12 protein-coding genes are annotated in these 16,299 nt (G+C 71.3%); 3 read left to right on the top strand and 9 right to left on the bottom strand.

Annotation, left to right across the window (positions count from 1 at the left end; genetic code table 11):
- Positions 1-69: 69 nt before the first annotated feature.
- The 3 genes from ACFV2X_RS33155 to ACFV2X_RS33145 form a co-directional block, all read right to left on the bottom strand.
- Positions 70-1,413, bottom strand: a complete 1,344-nt coding sequence (locus ACFV2X_RS33155; RefSeq protein WP_385623692.1) for an activator-dependent family glycosyltransferase — start codon at positions 1,411-1,413, stop codon at positions 70-72.
- A gap of 72 nt (positions 1,414-1,485) precedes the next feature.
- A complete protein-coding gene (locus ACFV2X_RS33150) occupies positions 1,486-1,692 on the bottom strand; it encodes a ferredoxin (RefSeq protein ID WP_385623689.1) in 207 nt (68 codons plus the stop codon).
- Between the two features lie 2 nt (positions 1,693-1,694).
- Positions 1,695-2,888 (bottom strand): cytochrome P450, encoded by a 1,194-nt coding sequence (locus ACFV2X_RS33145; RefSeq protein WP_385623686.1) that lies wholly within the window; start codon positions 2,886-2,888, stop codon positions 1,695-1,697.
- A 210-nt stretch (positions 2,889-3,098) separates the two neighbouring features.
- Between ACFV2X_RS33145 and ACFV2X_RS33140 the strand changes: the two genes are divergently transcribed.
- From ACFV2X_RS33140 to rfbH, 3 genes are read left to right on the top strand one after another with little or no spacing between them, the layout of a single operon-like run.
- Positions 3,099-4,061, top strand: coding sequence for a putative sugar O-methyltransferase (locus tag ACFV2X_RS33140; protein ID WP_385623683.1), 963 nt, complete (start codon positions 3,099-3,101; stop codon positions 4,059-4,061).
- Positions 4,062-4,084: 23 nt separating this feature from the next.
- On the top strand, positions 4,085-5,143 hold the full coding sequence (locus ACFV2X_RS33135) for an NAD-dependent epimerase/dehydratase family protein (protein ID WP_385623681.1): 1,059 nt from the start codon (positions 4,085-4,087) through the stop codon (positions 5,141-5,143).
- Positions 5,140-6,444 carry a lipopolysaccharide biosynthesis protein RfbH gene (gene rfbH, locus ACFV2X_RS33130; protein ID WP_385623679.1) on the top strand — a complete coding sequence of 435 codons (1,305 nt, stop codon included), beginning with the start codon at positions 5,140-5,142 and terminating at the stop codon, positions 6,442-6,444. The genes ACFV2X_RS33135 and rfbH overlap by 4 nt, the downstream gene beginning before the upstream one ends.
- Before the next feature lie 60 nt (positions 6,445-6,504).
- Here rfbH and rfbB read toward each other — a convergent pair whose 3' ends face one another.
- The 6 genes from rfbB to ACFV2X_RS33100 all read right to left on the bottom strand — a co-directional run bounded on the left by rfbB (position 6,505) and on the right by ACFV2X_RS33100 (position 16,233).
- Positions 6,505-7,527, bottom strand: coding sequence for a dTDP-glucose 4,6-dehydratase (gene rfbB / locus ACFV2X_RS33125; protein WP_385623677.1), 1,023 nt, complete (start codon positions 7,525-7,527; stop codon positions 6,505-6,507).
- Positions 7,524-8,432, bottom strand: a complete 909-nt coding sequence (gene rfbA / locus ACFV2X_RS33120; RefSeq protein WP_385623744.1) for a glucose-1-phosphate thymidylyltransferase RfbA — start codon at positions 8,430-8,432, stop codon at positions 7,524-7,526. Before rfbA ends, rfbB begins: the two co-directional genes overlap by 4 nt.
- A 4-nt stretch (positions 8,433-8,436) precedes the next feature.
- A complete protein-coding gene (locus tag ACFV2X_RS33115) occupies positions 8,437-13,449 on the bottom strand; it encodes a type I polyketide synthase (RefSeq protein ID WP_385623675.1) in 5,013 nt (1,670 codons plus the stop codon).
- A gap of 1 nt (position 13,450) precedes the next feature.
- The gene (locus tag ACFV2X_RS33110; protein WP_385623672.1) at positions 13,451-14,323 is read right to left on the bottom strand and encodes an alpha/beta fold hydrolase; all 873 of its coding nucleotides are present in this window, start codon (positions 14,321-14,323) and stop codon (positions 13,451-13,453) included.
- A gap of 73 nt (positions 14,324-14,396) precedes the next feature.
- Positions 14,397-14,729 (bottom strand): acyl carrier protein, encoded by a 333-nt coding sequence (locus tag ACFV2X_RS33105; RefSeq protein ID WP_385623669.1) that lies wholly within the window; start codon positions 14,727-14,729, stop codon positions 14,397-14,399.
- Positions 14,730-14,793: 64 nt separating this feature from the next.
- Positions 14,794-16,233, bottom strand: coding sequence for an NAD(P)/FAD-dependent oxidoreductase (locus ACFV2X_RS33100; protein WP_385623667.1), 1,440 nt, complete (start codon positions 16,231-16,233; stop codon positions 14,794-14,796).
- Positions 16,234-16,299: the final 66 nt, after the last annotated feature.

The raw sequence follows: 16,299 nt of genomic DNA, 5'->3' as shown, positions 1-16,299 counted from the left end.
GCACAGCTGAGCCCCTGACCACGGCGGGCTCAGGGGCTCAGGGGCTCAGGGGCTCTGGGGTCAGGACAGTCAGCGAGAACCGAACCGGGCGGCCAGCCGCTCCAGCTCCGGAGCCGCCTCGTTGGGGGACAGCTGGGCCCGTACCTCGTCACGGAGCCGCTGGGCGCCCGACGGGTCGTCCAGCAGCCGCACCAGGGAGTCCCGGATCCGCCGGCCCGTCATACGCTCGGGCGGAATCCACTCGCCCGCCCCGGCCTTGTGCAGGCGGGCGCCGCGCACCGAGGCGTCCGGGGCCATCCAGGTGAGCATGATCTGCGGAATCCCGTGGGCCAGCGAGCTGAGGAAGGTGGGAAGTCCACCGTGGTGGATCACGGCCGCGCACGAAGGGACGATGGTGTGCATGGGCACGAACTCGACGAACCGCGCGTTGTCCGGAATGCGCTCCAGCTGTTTCTGCATGCTGACCGGCAGGGTCATCACCAGCTCGATATCGAGGTCGGCCAGCGAGTCCAGCATGTCCTGAAGCTGGTCCTTGGACACCCGCTGGCTGTCGAGGACAAGCCCTGACTTGTCCGTGTCCCACATGCTCGTCCCGAAGGTGGCGAGGACCCGCGGCGCCCGCGGTTCGCTGCGGATCCACTCGGGCACGACGGCGGGGCCGTTGTAGGGCACGTAACGGACCGGGACATGCGGCACCTCGCAGGCCAGCCGCATCGAGTCCGGCACCTGGTCGATCGTGAACTGCCCGGTCACCAGGTCTTCGGAGAACTCGAAGCCGTACTTGTCCCCCCACCCGCCGAGCCAGTCCCGCATGGGGTCCTCGCGGTCGGCCGGGGGCTGCTGGTCCCGTACCTTCACAAAGTGGCGGCGGATCCGGGCCTCGACCTCGATGCCGATCGGCATCCGTGCATGGGCCGCGCCCACCGCGGCGGCGGCGACGGCGCCCGCGTAGGTCAGCCACTCCCACACCACCAGATCGGGCTTCCACCAGCGGCAGTACGCGACCAGATCGTCGATCATCGCGTCATTGGCGAGCTTGGCCACCTCGGTGGAGCCGGCGGCGATCAGCTTCAGATAGCTCCAGGGAAGGTTTTCCTCGCCGTTCTCGCCGAGATCGAGGACGGGGGCGTTCCCGCTCCCGGAATCGCTGCCCGACCCGCCGCTCGTGTCGTTGATGACGCCGCTTTCCTTGAGCTTCCCCTGTACGTCCTCGCGCGCTCGGTATGCCCGCTCGGTGAAGGGCTCATCGGGGCCGACCGGGACGGCCGTATGTCCTGCCCCGGTGATGACGTCGATGAGGTCGGGGCTGCCCGCGAAGTGGACCTCGTGGCCCGCGGTGCGCAGCGCCCAGGCCATCGGCGCACAGAACTGGAAGTGGGTATGCCAGGGAAATGTGACGAACAGGACGCGCATGGCCGGCATCTCCTCTCTGATTGTCAGCGGCGGATCGTGCACGACGGATTGCCGGCCGTGGCGCCGAGAGGGTCACTCCTCGGCGTCTTCGGTGACCGTGATGGCGCCGGCCGGGCAGAGCGTCACCGCGCGCCGGACCAGGGCGTGCCGGTCTTGAGAGGGATGCGGGTCGAGGATTTCGACGATCCCGTCGTCCTCGCTCTGGGTGAACACTTCCGGCGCCGTCAGCGCGCACATGCCGGCCCCCATGCAGAGGTCCTTCCTGACACCTACGCGCATGGTCACCACGCCACCGGCAGCCGGTGGACACCGTAGGTGAACCGGTCCTCCGCGGTCGGGACCTCGTCGGGCGGAACGGCCAGCCGCAGCTCGGGAAAGCGGTCCAGCAGCGCGGGAAACGCCTGTCGCATCTCGGCGCGGGCCAGTTGCTGGCCCAGGCAGTGGTGGAAGCCGTGGCCGAAGCCGATATGGCCGCCGATGGGCCTGGTGATGTCGAGCGTGTCGGGGTCGCCGAAGCGCGCCGCGTCGCGGTTGGCCGCCGACATCGACACCAGGACGGACTGCCCCTTGCCGATCAGCGTCCCTTCGATCTCGACATCCTCCAAGGCCGTGCGCACGGAGCCGTACTGGGCGATGGACAGATAGCGCACGAGCTCTTCCACCGCGGTGTCGATGAGATCCGGGTCGCCGCGCAGCGCCTCCTTCTGCTCGGGATGGCACAGCAGGGCGAAGGTGCCGAGCGACAGCATGTTGGCGGTGGTCTCCAGGCCGCTGGCGAGCAGGATGTAGCCGATGGTGGCCAGTTCCTGGTCGGTCAGCTCGGCGCTGTGGACCAGACCGCTGAAGATGTCGTCGGTGGGTTCGGCGCGCCGGCGCGCGATGAGCGCGGGGAACACGCGGAGGGTGACGGCCAGGGCGGCCTGTGCCTCCTTGGGGGTGGTGTCCCAGCAGAACAGGGCCTCCACGGCCAGCCGGAACTCCTCCCGGTCCTCGTCGGGGACGCCGAGCAGTTCACAGATCACCAGGGCCGGGACCGGGGAGGCGAACTCCGCCACGAGGTCCGCCGGTGAACCGGCGGCTTCCATCGCGTCGAGGCGCCCATGGGTGATCTCCGCGATCCGCGATTCGAGCCGCTTCATCCGCCGGACGGTGAACTCGGCCATCAGCAGCCGCCGGTACCGGGTGTGGTCCGGAGGGTCCATCAGCGGGAACATCCCGGGGCCCGTGGTCTGGCCCGAGAGCTGGGCCGTCGGCACATCGACGATCGGGTGACCCAGCTCCAGCCGGGTGCTGAACCGGGCGTCCCCCAAAATGGCGCGCACCGCCGAATACCCCGTGACCAGCCAGCCCACATGGCCGTCGGCGAATCGCATGGGCGCGATCGGCCGCTCCTCGCGCAGCTGTCCCAGCACCTCGGGCGGGTCGAATGGTCCGGGGCGCCCCCGCAGAGGAAAGCTGATAGGGGTGTCCCGCATGGTGTGGTTCTCCCTTTCGCCGCCCACGTTTCGCCGCCCACCTTTTCTGGCCACACGTCTCTGGCCACGCATCTCTCCCAGGAGACGATCGCCGATCCGCCTAAAGCAGAACTGTCAACCCGAGTTAGTCCGCCTTTAGCGGCCGCCTGGAGACTTCCCAGCACCGGGACGCGACCGACGCCGACGGACAAGGCGCAGAAGGAGGGCGGGATGGCAAAGGTTTTTCAGGCCAGCCGACAGTGGGAGCGCATCAGTGAACTCTGGGTCACCGAGGACGCGGCCACCGATCTGACCGGTTTCAAGTCGGACCGACGGAATTTCAATCTCGCCCTTTGGGATCCGACCGCCAACGGGCTCAGGTATTTGCGGGCCCTTGTGTACGAACTGGCCACGCGGCTGGGCGACGACGACTGGTCGAAGATCGAGAGTGTCCACAACCGTGAGGTGGGAGATCCGGTCACGGTCCGCTACGAGGGCAAGTCCGTATGCCTGGACTATCTCCAGGCGGCACTTGAACTCGGATTCATCGAGAAGGAGGTGGACCTGGACGGCGCCCGCGTTCTGGAGATCGGCGCGGGCTATGGGCGCACCTGCCACTCGATGCTGTCCAACTATGACCTCGCCTCGTACACCATCATCGACCTGAAGAACACGCTCTCGCTGAGCAGGGCATATCTGCGTGCGGTCCTGGACGAGAAGCAGTTCGCCAAGCTGAAGTTCGTGCAGGTTGAGGACATCGACACGGCACTGGGCACGGACCGCTTCGACCTGTGCGTTAATGTGCACTCCTTCACGGAGATGACCCCCGACACCGTCAAGGCCTATCTGCGCCTGATCGACGAGAGGTGCGGGGCGTTCTTCGTGAAGAACCCGGTCGGAAAGTTCCGGGACAAGAGCATGGACGGCCACCAGAAGGGCGAAGAGGCAGTGAAGCTGGCCATGGAGACCGGGCCGCTGCGGCAGGTGCTCGACATCCACGACAGCGAGGCCGTGGCCGCGGCCGTGCCCGCCTTCATCGACGCCTACCGGCCCGCCGACCGATGGACCTGCGCCGCGGACACCCGGGGCCTCCCCTGGAGCTACTTCTGGCAGGCCGTCTTCAGGAATACAGGCAGCAGGAATACAGGCAGCACGAAGGCAGGCAGCGAGAAGGCCCACGACGCCCGTCCGTAGCCCCATCCTCCCGGGAGGGAACCATGGCCGCCTCTTCGGCTCCTCCGCTCCGCGCTGCCGACGCACTGGCCGGCACGCCGGTCCTGGTGCTGGGCGGCTCCGGGTATCTGGGGCGGCACATCTGCTCGGCGCTCACCGCCGCTGGCGCCCGGGTGGTACGGGTCTCCCGCGGCAGCCTGAGCGGGGACGGCACGGACGGCGGCGGCGCGGACGGCGACGGCTGCCGTTCGGTGCGCCTGGACCTGACCGCGGCCGGCCCCGCCGAGCTGGCCCGGCTCTGCGCCGATACGGGGGCGCGGGTGCTGGTGAACGCCGCGGGCGCGGTCTGGGGCGGCGGCGAACGGCAGATGGCCGAGGCCAACTCCGGGTTCGTGAGCCGCCTCACCACGGCCGTCGCTCACCTCCCGGACCGGCCGCGGCTGATCCACCTGGGCAGCGCCTACGAGTACGGCCCGGCCGCGCCCGGGACCTCGATCGGCGAGGACTGGCCGACCGACCCGGCCACCGTCTACGGCCGCACCAAGCTGCGCGGCTCGCAGGCCGTGCTGCGGGCCGCGGCCGAGGGCAGCGTGGCCGGGACCGTACTGCGGGTCTCCGTCGCCTGCGGTCCGGGCGCCCCCGGCACCAGCCTCACCGGGGTCGTGGCCGCCCATCTGACGGCAGGCCACGGAGAATTGCGGCTTGCGCCGCTGCGCGACCACCGCGATCTGGTGGACGTCCGGGACGTGGCCGACGCGGTGATCGCGGCGGCCGTGGCCCCGGTCGGCGCGGTCACCGGGGCCGTTGTGAACATCGGGAGCGGCCAGGCGGTGCATGTGCGCAGGCTGGTCGATCTGATGATCGCGCTCAGCGGGCTGCCGGTGCGGGTGGTCGAGGACCCGGCCCTGCACCGGACGCGTTCGGACGCGGCCTGGCAGCGGCTGGACATCGCACGGGCGCGGCGCCTGCTGGGCTGGGCGCCGCGCCGAACCCTTCAGGAGTCACTGCGCGATCTGCTCGCGGCAGCCGGCTCGCCGCCCGCGGCGGTGCGTACGGCGACGGCCGGCGGGCCCGGGAACAGCCATGGGAAGGACAGCAGATGAGCGAACGGGTCGCGCGCATCCTCGACGAGGTGCGCAAGTACCACCAGGACAGCCAGGAGGGGCGGGGCTTCATCCCCGGGGTGACCGAGATCTGGCCCTCGGGCGCGGTGCTGGACGAGGAGGACCGGGTCGCGCTGGTGGAGGCCGCGCTGGAGATGCGGATCGCGGCGGGCAAGTCCTCCCGGAAGTTCGAGTCGGCCTTCGCGCGCAGAATGAAGCGCCGTAAGGCCCATCTGACGAACTCCGGGTCGTCCGCGAACCTCTTGGCGCTCTCCTCGCTCACCTCCCATCTGCTGGGCGACCGCCGGCTGCGCCCGGGCGACGAGGTCATCACGGTGGCGGCCAGCTTCCCGACCACCGTCAACCCGATCCTGCAGAACGGCCTTGTCCCGGTCTATGTGGACGTCGAGCTGCGGACGTACAACGCCACGGCCGAGCGGGTGGCGCAGGCCATCGGGCCGCGCACCAAGGCCATCATCATGGCGCACACCCTGGGGAACCCCTTCGAGGCCGCGGAGATGGCCCAGCTGGCGCAGGACCACGACCTGGTCCTGATCGAGGACACCTGCGACGCCGTGGGCTCCACGTACGACGGGCAACTGGCCGGTACCTTCGGCGATCTGACGACCGTCAGCTTCTATCCCGCGCACCATCTGACCATGGGCGAGGGCGGTTGCGTGCTGACCTCGAACCTGGCGCTGGCGCGGATCGTGGAGTCGCTGCGGGACTGGGGCCGGGACTGCTGGTGCGAACCGGGCGAGAGCGATACGTGCCGCAAGCGGTTCGGCTATCAGATGGGCACGCTGCCGGCCGGCTACGACCACAAGTACATTTTCTCCCACATCGGATACAACCTGAAGTCGACCGATCTGCAGGCGGCGCTGGGGCTGGCGCAGCTCGACAAGCTCGACGCGTTCTGCTCGGCCCGGCGGCGCAACTGGCGTCAGCTGCGCGAGGGGCTTGACGGGCTGCCTTGGCTGATCCTGCCGGAGGCGACGCCGCGCTCCGATCCGAGCTGGTTCGGGTTCGTCCTGACCGTCGACCCGGCGGCCCCGTTCAGCCGGGCCGAGCTCGTCGACTTCCTGGAGTCCCGCAAGATCGGCACGCGCCGGCTGTTCGCCGGGAACCTGACCCGCCACCCCGCGCACGCGGAGGCGCCGCACCGGGTGTGCGGTGAGCTGACCAACAGCGACATCATCACCGAGCACACGTTCTGGGTCGGCGTCTACCCGGGGCTGACCGAGGAGATGATCGACTACATGGTCTCGTCCATCAAGGAGTTCGTCGAAAGCCGCGGCTGACCGCACATATCACTGCACGCCGTTGGCCGCGCGGCCAACGGCGTGCAGTGGTTCGCATGGTCAGCGGTGGGTCGGCTGGGCGGACCGCTTGAGCGGTTCCCACCAGGCGCGGTTGTCCCGGTACCAGGCGACCGTCTCGGCCAGCCCGGCGGCGAAGTCATGCCGCGGGCGGTAGCCGAGTCCGTCCCTGGCCTTGTCGTCCCGGATGGCGTAGCGCCGGTCGTGTCCCTTGCGGTCCGCGACATACCGTACGCGGCCCCAGTCGGCGCCGCATGCCTCCAGCAGCAGGCCGGTCAGCTCGCGGTTGGTCAGCGCGGTGCCGCCGCCGATGTTGTAGATCTCGCCGGGGCACCCCTTGGTGCGCGCCAGTTCCACACCGCGGCAGTGGTCCTCGACGTGCAGCCAGTCGCGTACGTTCAGCCCGTCCCCGTACAGCGGTACGTCCTCGCCGTCGAGCAGGTTGGTGATGAACAGCGGGATGATCTTTTCGGGGAACTGGCGGGGACCGTAGTTGTTGCTGCACCGGGTGACGCGTACGTCAAGACCATGGGTGCGGTGGTAGGCGAGGGCGATCAGGTCCGAGGCGGCCTTGGAGGCGGCGTAGGGCGAGTTGGGGTCGAGCAGGGCGGTCTCGGAGCTGGAGCCGGTCTCGACGGAGCCGTAGACCTCGTCGGTGGAGACATGGACGAACCGCTCCACGCCGTGCCGCAAGGCGGCCTGCAGAAGCGTATGGGTGCCCTCGACGTTGGTGCGCATGAAAGCGTCGGCGCCGGCGATGGAGCGGTCCACATGGGACTCGGCGGCGAAGTGGACCACCTGGCCGGCCTGTTTCATGAGCGTGTCGACCAGTTCGGCGTCGCAGATGTCGCCGTGGACGAACGTCAGCCGGGGGTCGGCGGTCTCGAGGTTGCTCAGCGAGCCGGCGTAGGTGAGCTTGTCCAGCACCGTGACCTGGGAGACGTCGGGGCCCCAGTCGGCAGCGCCCCGTTCGGCACCGCCCCGCTCCGCACCGCCCCGCGTGAGGAGCCCGCGTACGTAGGTGGAGCCGATGAACCCCGCGGCGCCGGTGACGAGGAGTCTCATATTCCCTCCAGGAACCGCGCGGGCGGCAGGCCCCTTTGATACGAGCGAGCGCGGTCCATGACGTACTGACCGTAGGGCGAATTGCTCATCTCGGCGCCCAGCGCATGGCAGTCGTCGGGTTCGATGAATCCCATGTACATGGCGATCTCCTCGACACAGCCGAGCCGGGTGCCCTGGTAGTGCTGTACGTCGCGCACCATACGGCCCGCGTCCAGCAGAGTCTCGTGAGTGCCGGTGTCCAGCCAGGTGACGCCCCTGCCGAGCCACACCAGATCGGCCCGGCCCTCCTCCAGATAGGCCTGCAGCACATCGGTGATCTCCAACTCGCCCCGGTCCGAGGGAGCCAGGCGCTTGGCGATGTCGACCACGCTGCTGTCGAAGAAGTACAGACCGGGAATGGCCAGGTTCGACCGGGGCCGCTCCGGTTTCTCCTCGATGGACAGCAGTCTGCCGCGGTCGTCTATTTCGGCGACGCCGAAGTGCCGGGGGTCGGCGACCTCGTGCCCGAACAGCACACATCCGCGCAACCGCTGCACGCTTCTGCGGAGCAGCGTGGGCAGGTTCGCGCCATGGAAGAGGTTGTCGCCCAGGATCAGCGCGCACTCCTCACCGCGAATATGGTCCGCGCCGACTCGGAACGCGTCGGCGATTCCCCGCGGTCTTTCCTGGGCGGCATAGGAAATGTTGAGCCCCAGGCGCCTGCCGTCTTCGAAAAGCTTTTGGAACTGGGGCAGTTCCGTGGGGCGGCTGATGATCAGGATATCCCGGATGCCCGCGAACATGAGAACGGACAGCGGGTAATAGATCATGGGTTTGTCGTAAACGGGAACCAGCTGTTTCGACCCCGCCAAGGTGAGGGGCTGCAGCCGTGTTCCGTTCCCGCCCGCGAGAATGATGCCCTTCATCATGTCAGGACTTCCCGAACTCGTTGGCGATCAGGTCGAATATCTCCTCCGCCGTCGCCGCCTCCAGGTCGCCGTGGGACCCGGTGGCGCGGGCGGTGTCGCTCCACTTGTCGGCCAGCAACTGCAGGCGTGCGGCGATCCGGGAGCAGGCGGCCTCGTCGACGGTGTCCGGCGCGTGGGCGGCGTCCCAGCCGTCGAGCTCCGACATGATCAGCTGTTCGCCCGAGGCCGCGTCGGCGACGAGCAGCCCGTGCAGATGGCGGGCCAGTTCCTCGGCCGATGGATAGTCGAACAGGACGGTCGTGGGCAGCCGCAGCCCCGTACTGGCATTGAGCCGGTCGCGCAGCTGGACGGCGGTGAGCGAGTCGAAGCCCAGTTCCTGGAACGGCTTGGTGGGGGGCACGGCGTCCGCGTCGGGGTGGCCGAGGGTGGAAGCCGCATGCGCCTGGACGTGTCGTACGAGGATGTGGTGCTGCTCGGCCGGCGGGCAGCCGGCCAGCTTGCGCCGCAGCGGATCCGCCTCCTCCTCCCCCGGCCCGGTCTCCTCGGCGCGCGCCTCGACGGCCTCGGGGAGGTCGGACAGCAGCGGGCTGGGGCGCAGCGCGGTGAAGCCGGTCAGGAAGCGCCGCCAGTCGACGGCGGCGACCACGGCGTTGGTCTCCCCGCGCGCCACCGTCTGCTGGAGCGAGGCGATGGCCAGCCCGGGGTCGAGGGGGTGGATGCCGCGGCGGCGGAAGGCGTCGACCTCCTCGGCCGTGGTGGCCATGCCCACCTCGCCCCACAGCCCCCAGGCCACGGAGGTGGTCGGCAGGCCGAGGCCGCGGCGGTGCTCGGCGAGCGCGTCCAGGTAGGCGTTGGCGGCGGCGTAGCCGGCCTGCTGACCGCTGCCCCAGGACGCGGAGACCGACGAGAACAGGATGAACGCGGAGAGGTCGAGGGCCTGCGTCAGCTCGTGGAGGTGCCAGGCCGCGAGCGCCTTCGGCGCCAGCATACGGTTCAGATGTGCGTCGTCCACGTCCGCGATGAGGTCCTGCTCGCTGACGCCCGCGGCGTGGATGACGGCGGTCAGCGGGTGTTCGGCGGGGATCGCGTCCAGTACGCCCCGCATGGCCTCCGGGTCGGCCGCGTCGCAGGCGGCGACGGTCACGGCGGCGCCCAGGCCGTGCAGTTCGGCGGCCAGTTCCGCGGCGCCGGGCGCGTCGGGGCCCCGGCGGCTGGTGAGGACGAGGCGGTCGGCGCCGCGTTCGGCGGCCCAGCGGGCCAGCAGCGCGCCGACGCCTCCGGTGCCGCCGGTGATCAGCACACTGCCCCGGGGCTGCCACGCGTCGCCCGCGGTGCGTCCGCCGGTGGTGGTCCCGCCGGTGGTGGTCCCGCCGGTGGTGTGGACGAGGCGGCGGGCCAGCGCCCCGCCACCGGCCCGGATCGCCACTTGGTCCTCGGCCAGGCTGTCTGATGAGTCGTCCGCCGAGCCGTCTGATGGTGCGTCGGCCAGCAGGGCCGCCAGCCGGACCGCGGTCTGCTCGTCGGGGGTGGCCGGCAGATCCACCAGGCCGCCCCATCGGTCGGGGTGTTCCAGCGCGGCCACCCGGCCCACGCCCCAGATCTCCGCCTGGAGGGGGTGCGACAGCGAGTCGTCCGGGCCGGTGGACACCGCGCCCTGGGTCAGGCACCACAGCGGCGCGGTGAGCCCCGCGTCGCCGAGCGCCTGGAGGGCCGCCACGGTGGCGGCGAGCCCGGCGGGCACGGCCGGGTGGTCGGGGCGGGGGCGCTCGTCGAGCGCGAGCAGGCTGACCACCCCTGCCGGGGCCTGGTCACAGCACAGGACCGTCAGCCATTCGGCGAGCTCGGCGCGGCTGGTGGCGGAGGCGTCGACGGGGCAGGGCCGCACCTCGGCGCCGTGTCCGGTCAGGGCCTCGGCCGCGATACGGGCCGCCGGGTGGTCCTGGTGGCCGGTGGGGACGAGCAGCAGCCAGGTGCCGCTCAGAGCGGGCGGGTTGGGGTCGGGCAGCGGGGTCCACCGGATCTGGTGGCGCCATGACGCCAGGGTGGTGCGTTCGCGGTGGCGGCGGCGCCAGGTGGACAGTACGGGCAGGGCGGGCCGCAGCGCCTCGATGTCCTCGGCCGTGCCGTCCGGCTCCAGCACCCGTGCCAGCGCCTCGATGTCGAGGTCTTCGACGGCGCCCCACAGTTCGGCCTCGGCCGGGTCCTGGGTGCCGTCGCCGCCGGCCGCCGCGCGGGCCTGGGGCAGCCAGTAGCGCTCGCGGTCGAACGCGTAGGTGGGCAGGGCCACGGCCTGGAGGGCGTGCGGGCCGGCGAACCAGGGCCGCCAGTCCACGGGCACCCCGGAGGTGAACGCCTGCGCCAGCGCGGTGGCCAGCTGTGCCGGGCCGCCTTCGGCGCGCCGCAGCGTGCCCATGGCCGCCGCGGCGACCTCGGCGGACTCGAAGCACTGCTGAAGCGCGGGGACGACCACGGGGTGGGTACTGACCTCGATGAACACCCGGTGTCCCGCGCTCAGAGCTGCGTCGACCGCCTCGGTGAGCCGGACGGGCCGGCGCAGATTCGTCAGCCAGTAGTCGGCGTCCAGGGCGGCGGCGGTGTCGGTGTCGGTGTCGGTGTCCAATGGGCCACCGGTCACGGTCGAGTAGAACGCCACGTCGGTGGCCTGCCCGCCGACCCCGGCCAGGCGGTCCTTCACCTCGTCGGCGATCTCGTCCACCTGGGGGCCGTGCGAGGCGTAGTCCACATCGATGGTGCGGGCCCGCGCGCCGGTGGCCTCGCAGGCGGCGACGACGGCGGCCACCGCGTCGGGCGGGCCGGAGACCACGGTGGAGGACGGGCTGTTCAGCGCCGCCACGCCCACGCCGGCCGCCTTCTCGCCCACCTCGGCGACGAGCCGTTCGGCGGTGTCGGGGTCGACGCCGAGAGAGGCCATCGCGCCCCGCCCGGCCAGCGCCCGCAGCGCCTGCGAGCGCAGCGCCACCACCCGGGCCCCGTCGTCCAGCGAGAGCGCGCCCGCGACGCACGCGGCGGCGATCTCGCCCTGGGAGTGGCCGACGACCGCCGCGGGCCGCACACCGTGGTGGGCCCACACGGCGGCCAGGGACACCATCAGCGCCCACAGCACCGGCTGGACCACATCGACGCGGCCGATGTCGGCGGCGTCGTCGGCGCCGCGCAACACCTCCGTCAGCGACCAGTCCACGTACGGGGCGAGCGCCGCCTCGCACTCGGCGATCCGGGCGGCGAACACCGGGGAGGCGTCCAGCAGTTCGGCGCCCATCCCGGGCCACTGGGAGCCCTGTCCCGGGAACACCAGGACCACTCCCGCGCCCGGCGAGCCCGGCGGGCCGGTCACCACTCCGGGCGCCGGCTCCCCCGCCGCCAGCGCGCCGAGCCCGCCCCGTAGCGCCGCCGTGTCGGGGCCGGTGACGACCGCCCGGTGCTCGAACACCGACCGCGTGGACACCAGCGACCAGCCCACCGCCCGCGGATCGCCACAGGCCGGCGTCGCGTCGAGCAGCCGCCGGGCCTGGCCGCGCAGCGCCGCCGCGCTGCGCGCCGACAGCACCCAGGGGGTGACGGACTCGGCGGGCTGAACCGCAGGCGGTGACTCCGGTGCGGGTTCGAGGGGCGCCTCTTCCAGGATCAGGTGTGCGTTCGTCCCCGAGAAACCGAAGGCGGACACGCCCGCCCGCCGGGGGCGCTCGGCCCGCGGCCACTCGACGGCCTCGTCCAGCAGCCGTACTCCGCCCGTGTCCCAGGCCACATGCGGGCTGGGCTCGTCGAGGTGCAGGGAGCGCGGGAGCATCCCGTGGCGCAGCGCCATGACCATCTTGATCACGCCCGCGGCACCGGCGGAGATCTGGGTGTGGCCGATGTTGGACTTGATCGACCCCAGCCACAGCGGCTGGTCGTCGGGCCGGTCCTGGCCGTAGGTGGCCAGCAGCGCCTGGGCCTCGATGGGGTCGCCGAGGCTGGTGCCCGTGCCGTGCGCCTCCACCGCGTCCACGTCCGCCGGTGCCAGCCGGGCGGCGGCCAGCGCCTGCTGGATGACGCGCTGCTGCGCGGGGCCGTTGGGCGCCGTCAGCCCGTTGCTCGCCCCGTCCTCGTTGACGGCGGAGCCGCGGACGACGGCCAGCACCTGATGTCCGTTGCGGCGGGCGTCCGACAGCCGCTCCAGCAGGACGATTCCGGCGCCCTCGGCGAGCGTCATGCCGTCGGCACCCGCCGCGAAGGCCTTGGAGCGGCCGTCGGGGGCCAGGGCGCGCAGCTCGCTGAACCCGACCAGCGGCGCCGGTGAGGACATCACGTACACCCCGCCGGCCAGCGCCAGCGTCACCTCGCCCGCGCGCAGCGCCTGGCACGCCAGGTGGATCGCGACCAGCCCGGAGGAGCACGCGGTGTCCAGCGTCACCGCGGCGCCCTCCAGGCCCAGGCTGTACGCGACGCGCCCGGCGACCACGCTCGACGAGTTGCCGGTGGTCAGATAGCCCGCCGCGTTCTCGGGCACGTGGAAGGAGTTGAGGAAGTAGTCGAGGCCGTCGCAGCCCAGATAGGTACCGGTGGCGCTGGAGCGCAGGGTGTGCGGGTCGATACGGGCGTGTTCGACGGCCTCCCAGGCCACCTCGAGCGCCAGCCGCTGCTGCGGCGCCATGGTGATCGCCTCGTTGGGGCTGATCCCGAAGAACGCGGCGTCGAATTCGTCGGCGTCGTAGACGAATCCGCCGTTGCGCACATAGCTGGTGCCCGGCTGCCCGGGGTCGGGGTCGTAGAGCGCGTCGAGGTCCCAGCCGCGGTCGGTGGGCAGGCCGCCGGTGCCCTCGCGGCCGGCGGCGACCAGGTCCCACAGATCCTCGGGGGACGCGACACCGCCGGGGAACCGGCAGCCGATCCCGACGATGGCCACGGGCTCGTGGTGGGCGTATTCGACGTCCTTGAGCCGGCGCTGCGCCTCACGCAGATCGGCGGTCACGCGCTTGAGGTAGTCGAGGAGTTTCCGCTCGTCGTTCGCCATGTCAGGACCGCTCCGGGGCCGGCTTGTCCACGGTGTGCGCCAGGTCGAGCAGGTCGTTCGCCACCCGCTCGGGCTGATCCGCGTGGAGGTTGTGGTCCGCGTCGACGTACGAGCGGGAGTCCGCCTGCGGGATGGCCGCCTGGGCCTCCGCCACCCACTTCCGCGCCCAGCTGCCGCGCAGGGCGGAGTAGGGGGGCAGGGCGATCAGCAGCAGGACGGGCACCGTGATGCCCGGATACCAGCGGGCGGGCGGGTCGTTCCACATGCTGTACGAGATCGACACCTGGTGTTCCAGCGGCAGCCGCTGGGCGAGCCGCCCGTCCGGCCCCTTCACCAGGTCGGCCATGATCGCCTCGATGGCGGCTTCGGACCAGGTCGGGTGGAGCGTCCACTGGAGTTCCCGTATGGTCTCCTCGGTCGCCCCGGTGACCTGGGAGTGCCACCGCTGCAGTGTTTCCACGCTCTTCTCGATGGTGATCGCGGAGTCGACGAGGCTGAGCCAGCCACCGTCGACCAGCGCGAGGCCCGCGGCCAGTTCGGGGTGTTCGGCCGCGGTCCGCACCGCGATATTGCCGCCCCAGGAGTGGCCGGCCAGCAGCGCCCCGGTCAGGCCCAGCTCACGGCAGACCGTCACCAGATCGGCCACGACGGTCTCGTTGTCGTAACCGTCCGGCGCCACGTCGGACTCGCCGTGTCCGCGCATGTCGAGCGCGTAGACGGGGTGGCCGGCGGCCGCGAGCCGGTCGGCGGCCTCGTCCCACATCCGGGCGTTGGACCCCAGCCCGTGAAGCAGCAGGAACGGCCGGCCGTCGCCACCCGGCCGGTGCCGTACGTTCAACGTCACCCCGTGGTCCACGGGAACGGACAGCTTCATGACGGGGATCCCTTGCCTCCCGGGAGTTGGGATGTGACAGGCGGACGGGCGGGGCGCGAGGCCCGGTCAGGCCCTACTCCGCTTCCGCCTCGTATGCCTCGGCCAGGTACTTGCCGAGCAGGGTGGGGGTGGGGTGCTCGACGATGGCGACGAGCGGGGCTTCGACCCCGGTGTCGCCCATCAGGGTCTTGGACAGTTGCAGGGCGTTCAGCGAGCTCAGGCCGTTCTCCAGGAAGTTGCCGTCCTCGTCGAGTTCGGGGCGTTCGAGGATTTCGCGGGACCGGCGGAGCACCAGGTCGCGCAGCAGGTCCTCGCGCTCCTCGGGCGTCGCGGACGCGAGCCGCCCGGCCATCTGTTCGTCGTGGGCGGACTCGGTGGACTCGGTGGACTCTTCGTTGGGCTCCATGGCCGCACCTCTCTCGGTGTCGTGTCGGGCTGGCGGGAGTACGTCGCGGGTCGAGGACGACCGGTCAGTCGAACACGCCCTTGGCGGCGGTGCCGGAGGGCTTGAGCCCGACCGTCTCCAGCTCTTCGGGGCGGAACGGCGGTTCGACGAGCTCCGGGTAGCTGGTGTCGCTGTGCAGCAACGACAGGAAGCCGGGGTCGCCCAGGGCCCTCTGCGGCGCGTTCAGGGACAGCACGCCGGTGGCGACCTCGCAAACCTTCGGCGACCGGATCGACTTGCTGGAGACGTAGTCGGAGAATTTCAGCCGCTCCGCGGTGTCCGGGCCGGTCAGCCGCGGATCGCGGGAGAGGTTGCGGCAGTTGACGTACTGGATGTCATTGAGCCCGGCCATGATCCACGGATCGTCGACCACCTCGCTCAGCGCCCGCTGGAGCCGCCGGGTGCCGCCCTCGCCGAAGCCGTCGCGCGCCAGCTCCTTGTCCAGCGCCTCGGCGGCGCGGGCGGCCGAGCTCATGCCGTGGCCGTACACCGGGTTGAACGCCGCCAGCGAGTCGCCGAGGATCAGCAGACCCTCCGGCCACTGCGGCATGCGCTCGGGGTACAGCCGGCGGTTGGCTCCCGAATGCGACTGGAAGATCGAGCTGATGGGCTCGGCGACGCTCATCAGGTCGCTGACGATCGGGTGCCGCAGCTCCTTGGCGTAGCCACGGAACTCGTCCTCCTGGGAGGGCAGCGGGGCGCCGCGCGTACTGGTCAGCGTGACCAGCCAGCGGCCGCCCTCCTGGGGGTAGACCACGCCGAAGCGGCCGGGCTGCCGGGTGAGGGGGTCGGCGGCCACCTGGACCGCGGGGAAGGTGTCGCCCGCGCCCTCGGGCGCCTTGAACATGCGGGTGGCGTAGCCGATACCGGCGTCGACCACGTCCTGCTCGACGGCCGGCAGGCCCAGGGCCGCCAGCCAGCGGCCCAGCCGCGAGGCCCGCCCCGTGGCGTCCACCACCAGGTCCGCCTCCAGCATCCTGGGCTCGCCGCCGCCGGCCACTTCGCGCACCCGTACCCCGGTCACCCGGGAGCGGTCACCGGCCAGGTCGACGGCCTCGGTGCCCTGCTCGACCTGGATCCGGCCGTCGGCCAGGATCGCGCTGCGCACCGTCCAGTCGAGCAGGGGGCGGGTGCACATCATCGCGTACGCGGTGGCCGGGAAGCGGTACTGCCAGCCCCACGCCGTCAGGGTCACCAGGTCGCGCTGGAAGCCGATCCGGCGCGCACCGGCCGCCAGCAGCCGCTCGGCGGTGCCCGGCAGCAGGTTCTCCACGATGCCCGCGCCACTGGACCACAGGACGTGGACGTGGCGGGCCTGCGGCTGTCCCTTACGGTGGTGCGGCCCGTCGGGCAGGATGTCACGTTCCACCACGGTCACGGATTCGACGTGGCGGGCCAGCACATGAGCGGTCAGCATGCCGGCCCATCCGCCGCCCAGCACAACGGCGCGTGTCGGTGTGGTCATGGCATCAAGTCCTCTCGGAAAACGGGCTCGTCTGCGCGGACATTCGCCTTTCGCCTCGGACACCCG

This window comes from Streptomyces sp. NPDC059679, assembly GCF_042734105.1.
Taxonomy (GTDB): Bacteria; Actinomycetota; Actinomycetes; order Streptomycetales; family Streptomycetaceae; genus Streptomyces.
Note: the sequence above shows the minus strand (reverse complement) of the source record. Positions and strands in the feature narration are given on the sequence as shown.

What these genes read in the sequence shown, in the direction of transcription:
- ACFV2X_RS33100 (WP_385623667.1), bottom strand. Translation starts at nt 16,233, where the DNA reads ATGACCACACCGACACGCGCCGTTGTGCTGGGCGGCGGATGGGCCGGC.
- rfbH (WP_385623679.1), top strand. Translation starts at nt 5,140, where the DNA reads ATGAGCGAACGGGTCGCGCGCATCCTCGACGAGGTGCGCAAGTACCAC.
- ACFV2X_RS33155 (WP_385623692.1), bottom strand. Translation starts at nt 1,413, where the DNA reads ATGCGCGTCCTGTTCGTCACATTTCCCTGGCATACCCACTTCCAGTTC.
- ACFV2X_RS33150 (WP_385623689.1), bottom strand. Translation starts at nt 1,692, where the DNA reads ATGCGCGTAGGTGTCAGGAAGGACCTCTGCATGGGGGCCGGCATGTGC.
- ACFV2X_RS33135 (WP_385623681.1), top strand. Translation starts at nt 4,085, where the DNA reads ATGGCCGCCTCTTCGGCTCCTCCGCTCCGCGCTGCCGACGCACTGGCC.
- rfbB (WP_385623677.1), bottom strand. Translation starts at nt 7,527, where the DNA reads ATGAGACTCCTCGTCACCGGCGCCGCGGGGTTCATCGGCTCCACCTAC.
- ACFV2X_RS33115 (WP_385623675.1), bottom strand. Translation starts at nt 13,449, where the DNA reads ATGGCGAACGACGAGCGGAAACTCCTCGACTACCTCAAGCGCGTGACC.
- ACFV2X_RS33145 (WP_385623686.1), bottom strand. Translation starts at nt 2,888, where the DNA reads ATGCGGGACACCCCTATCAGCTTTCCTCTGCGGGGGCGCCCCGGACCA.
- ACFV2X_RS33105 (WP_385623669.1), bottom strand. Translation starts at nt 14,729, where the DNA reads ATGGAGCCCAACGAAGAGTCCACCGAGTCCACCGAGTCCGCCCACGAC.
- ACFV2X_RS33110 (WP_385623672.1), bottom strand. Translation starts at nt 14,323, where the DNA reads ATGAAGCTGTCCGTTCCCGTGGACCACGGGGTGACGTTGAACGTACGG.
- ACFV2X_RS33140 (WP_385623683.1), top strand. Translation starts at nt 3,099, where the DNA reads ATGGCAAAGGTTTTTCAGGCCAGCCGACAGTGGGAGCGCATCAGTGAA.
- rfbA (WP_385623744.1), bottom strand. Translation starts at nt 8,432, where the DNA reads ATGAAGGGCATCATTCTCGCGGGCGGGAACGGAACACGGCTGCAGCCC.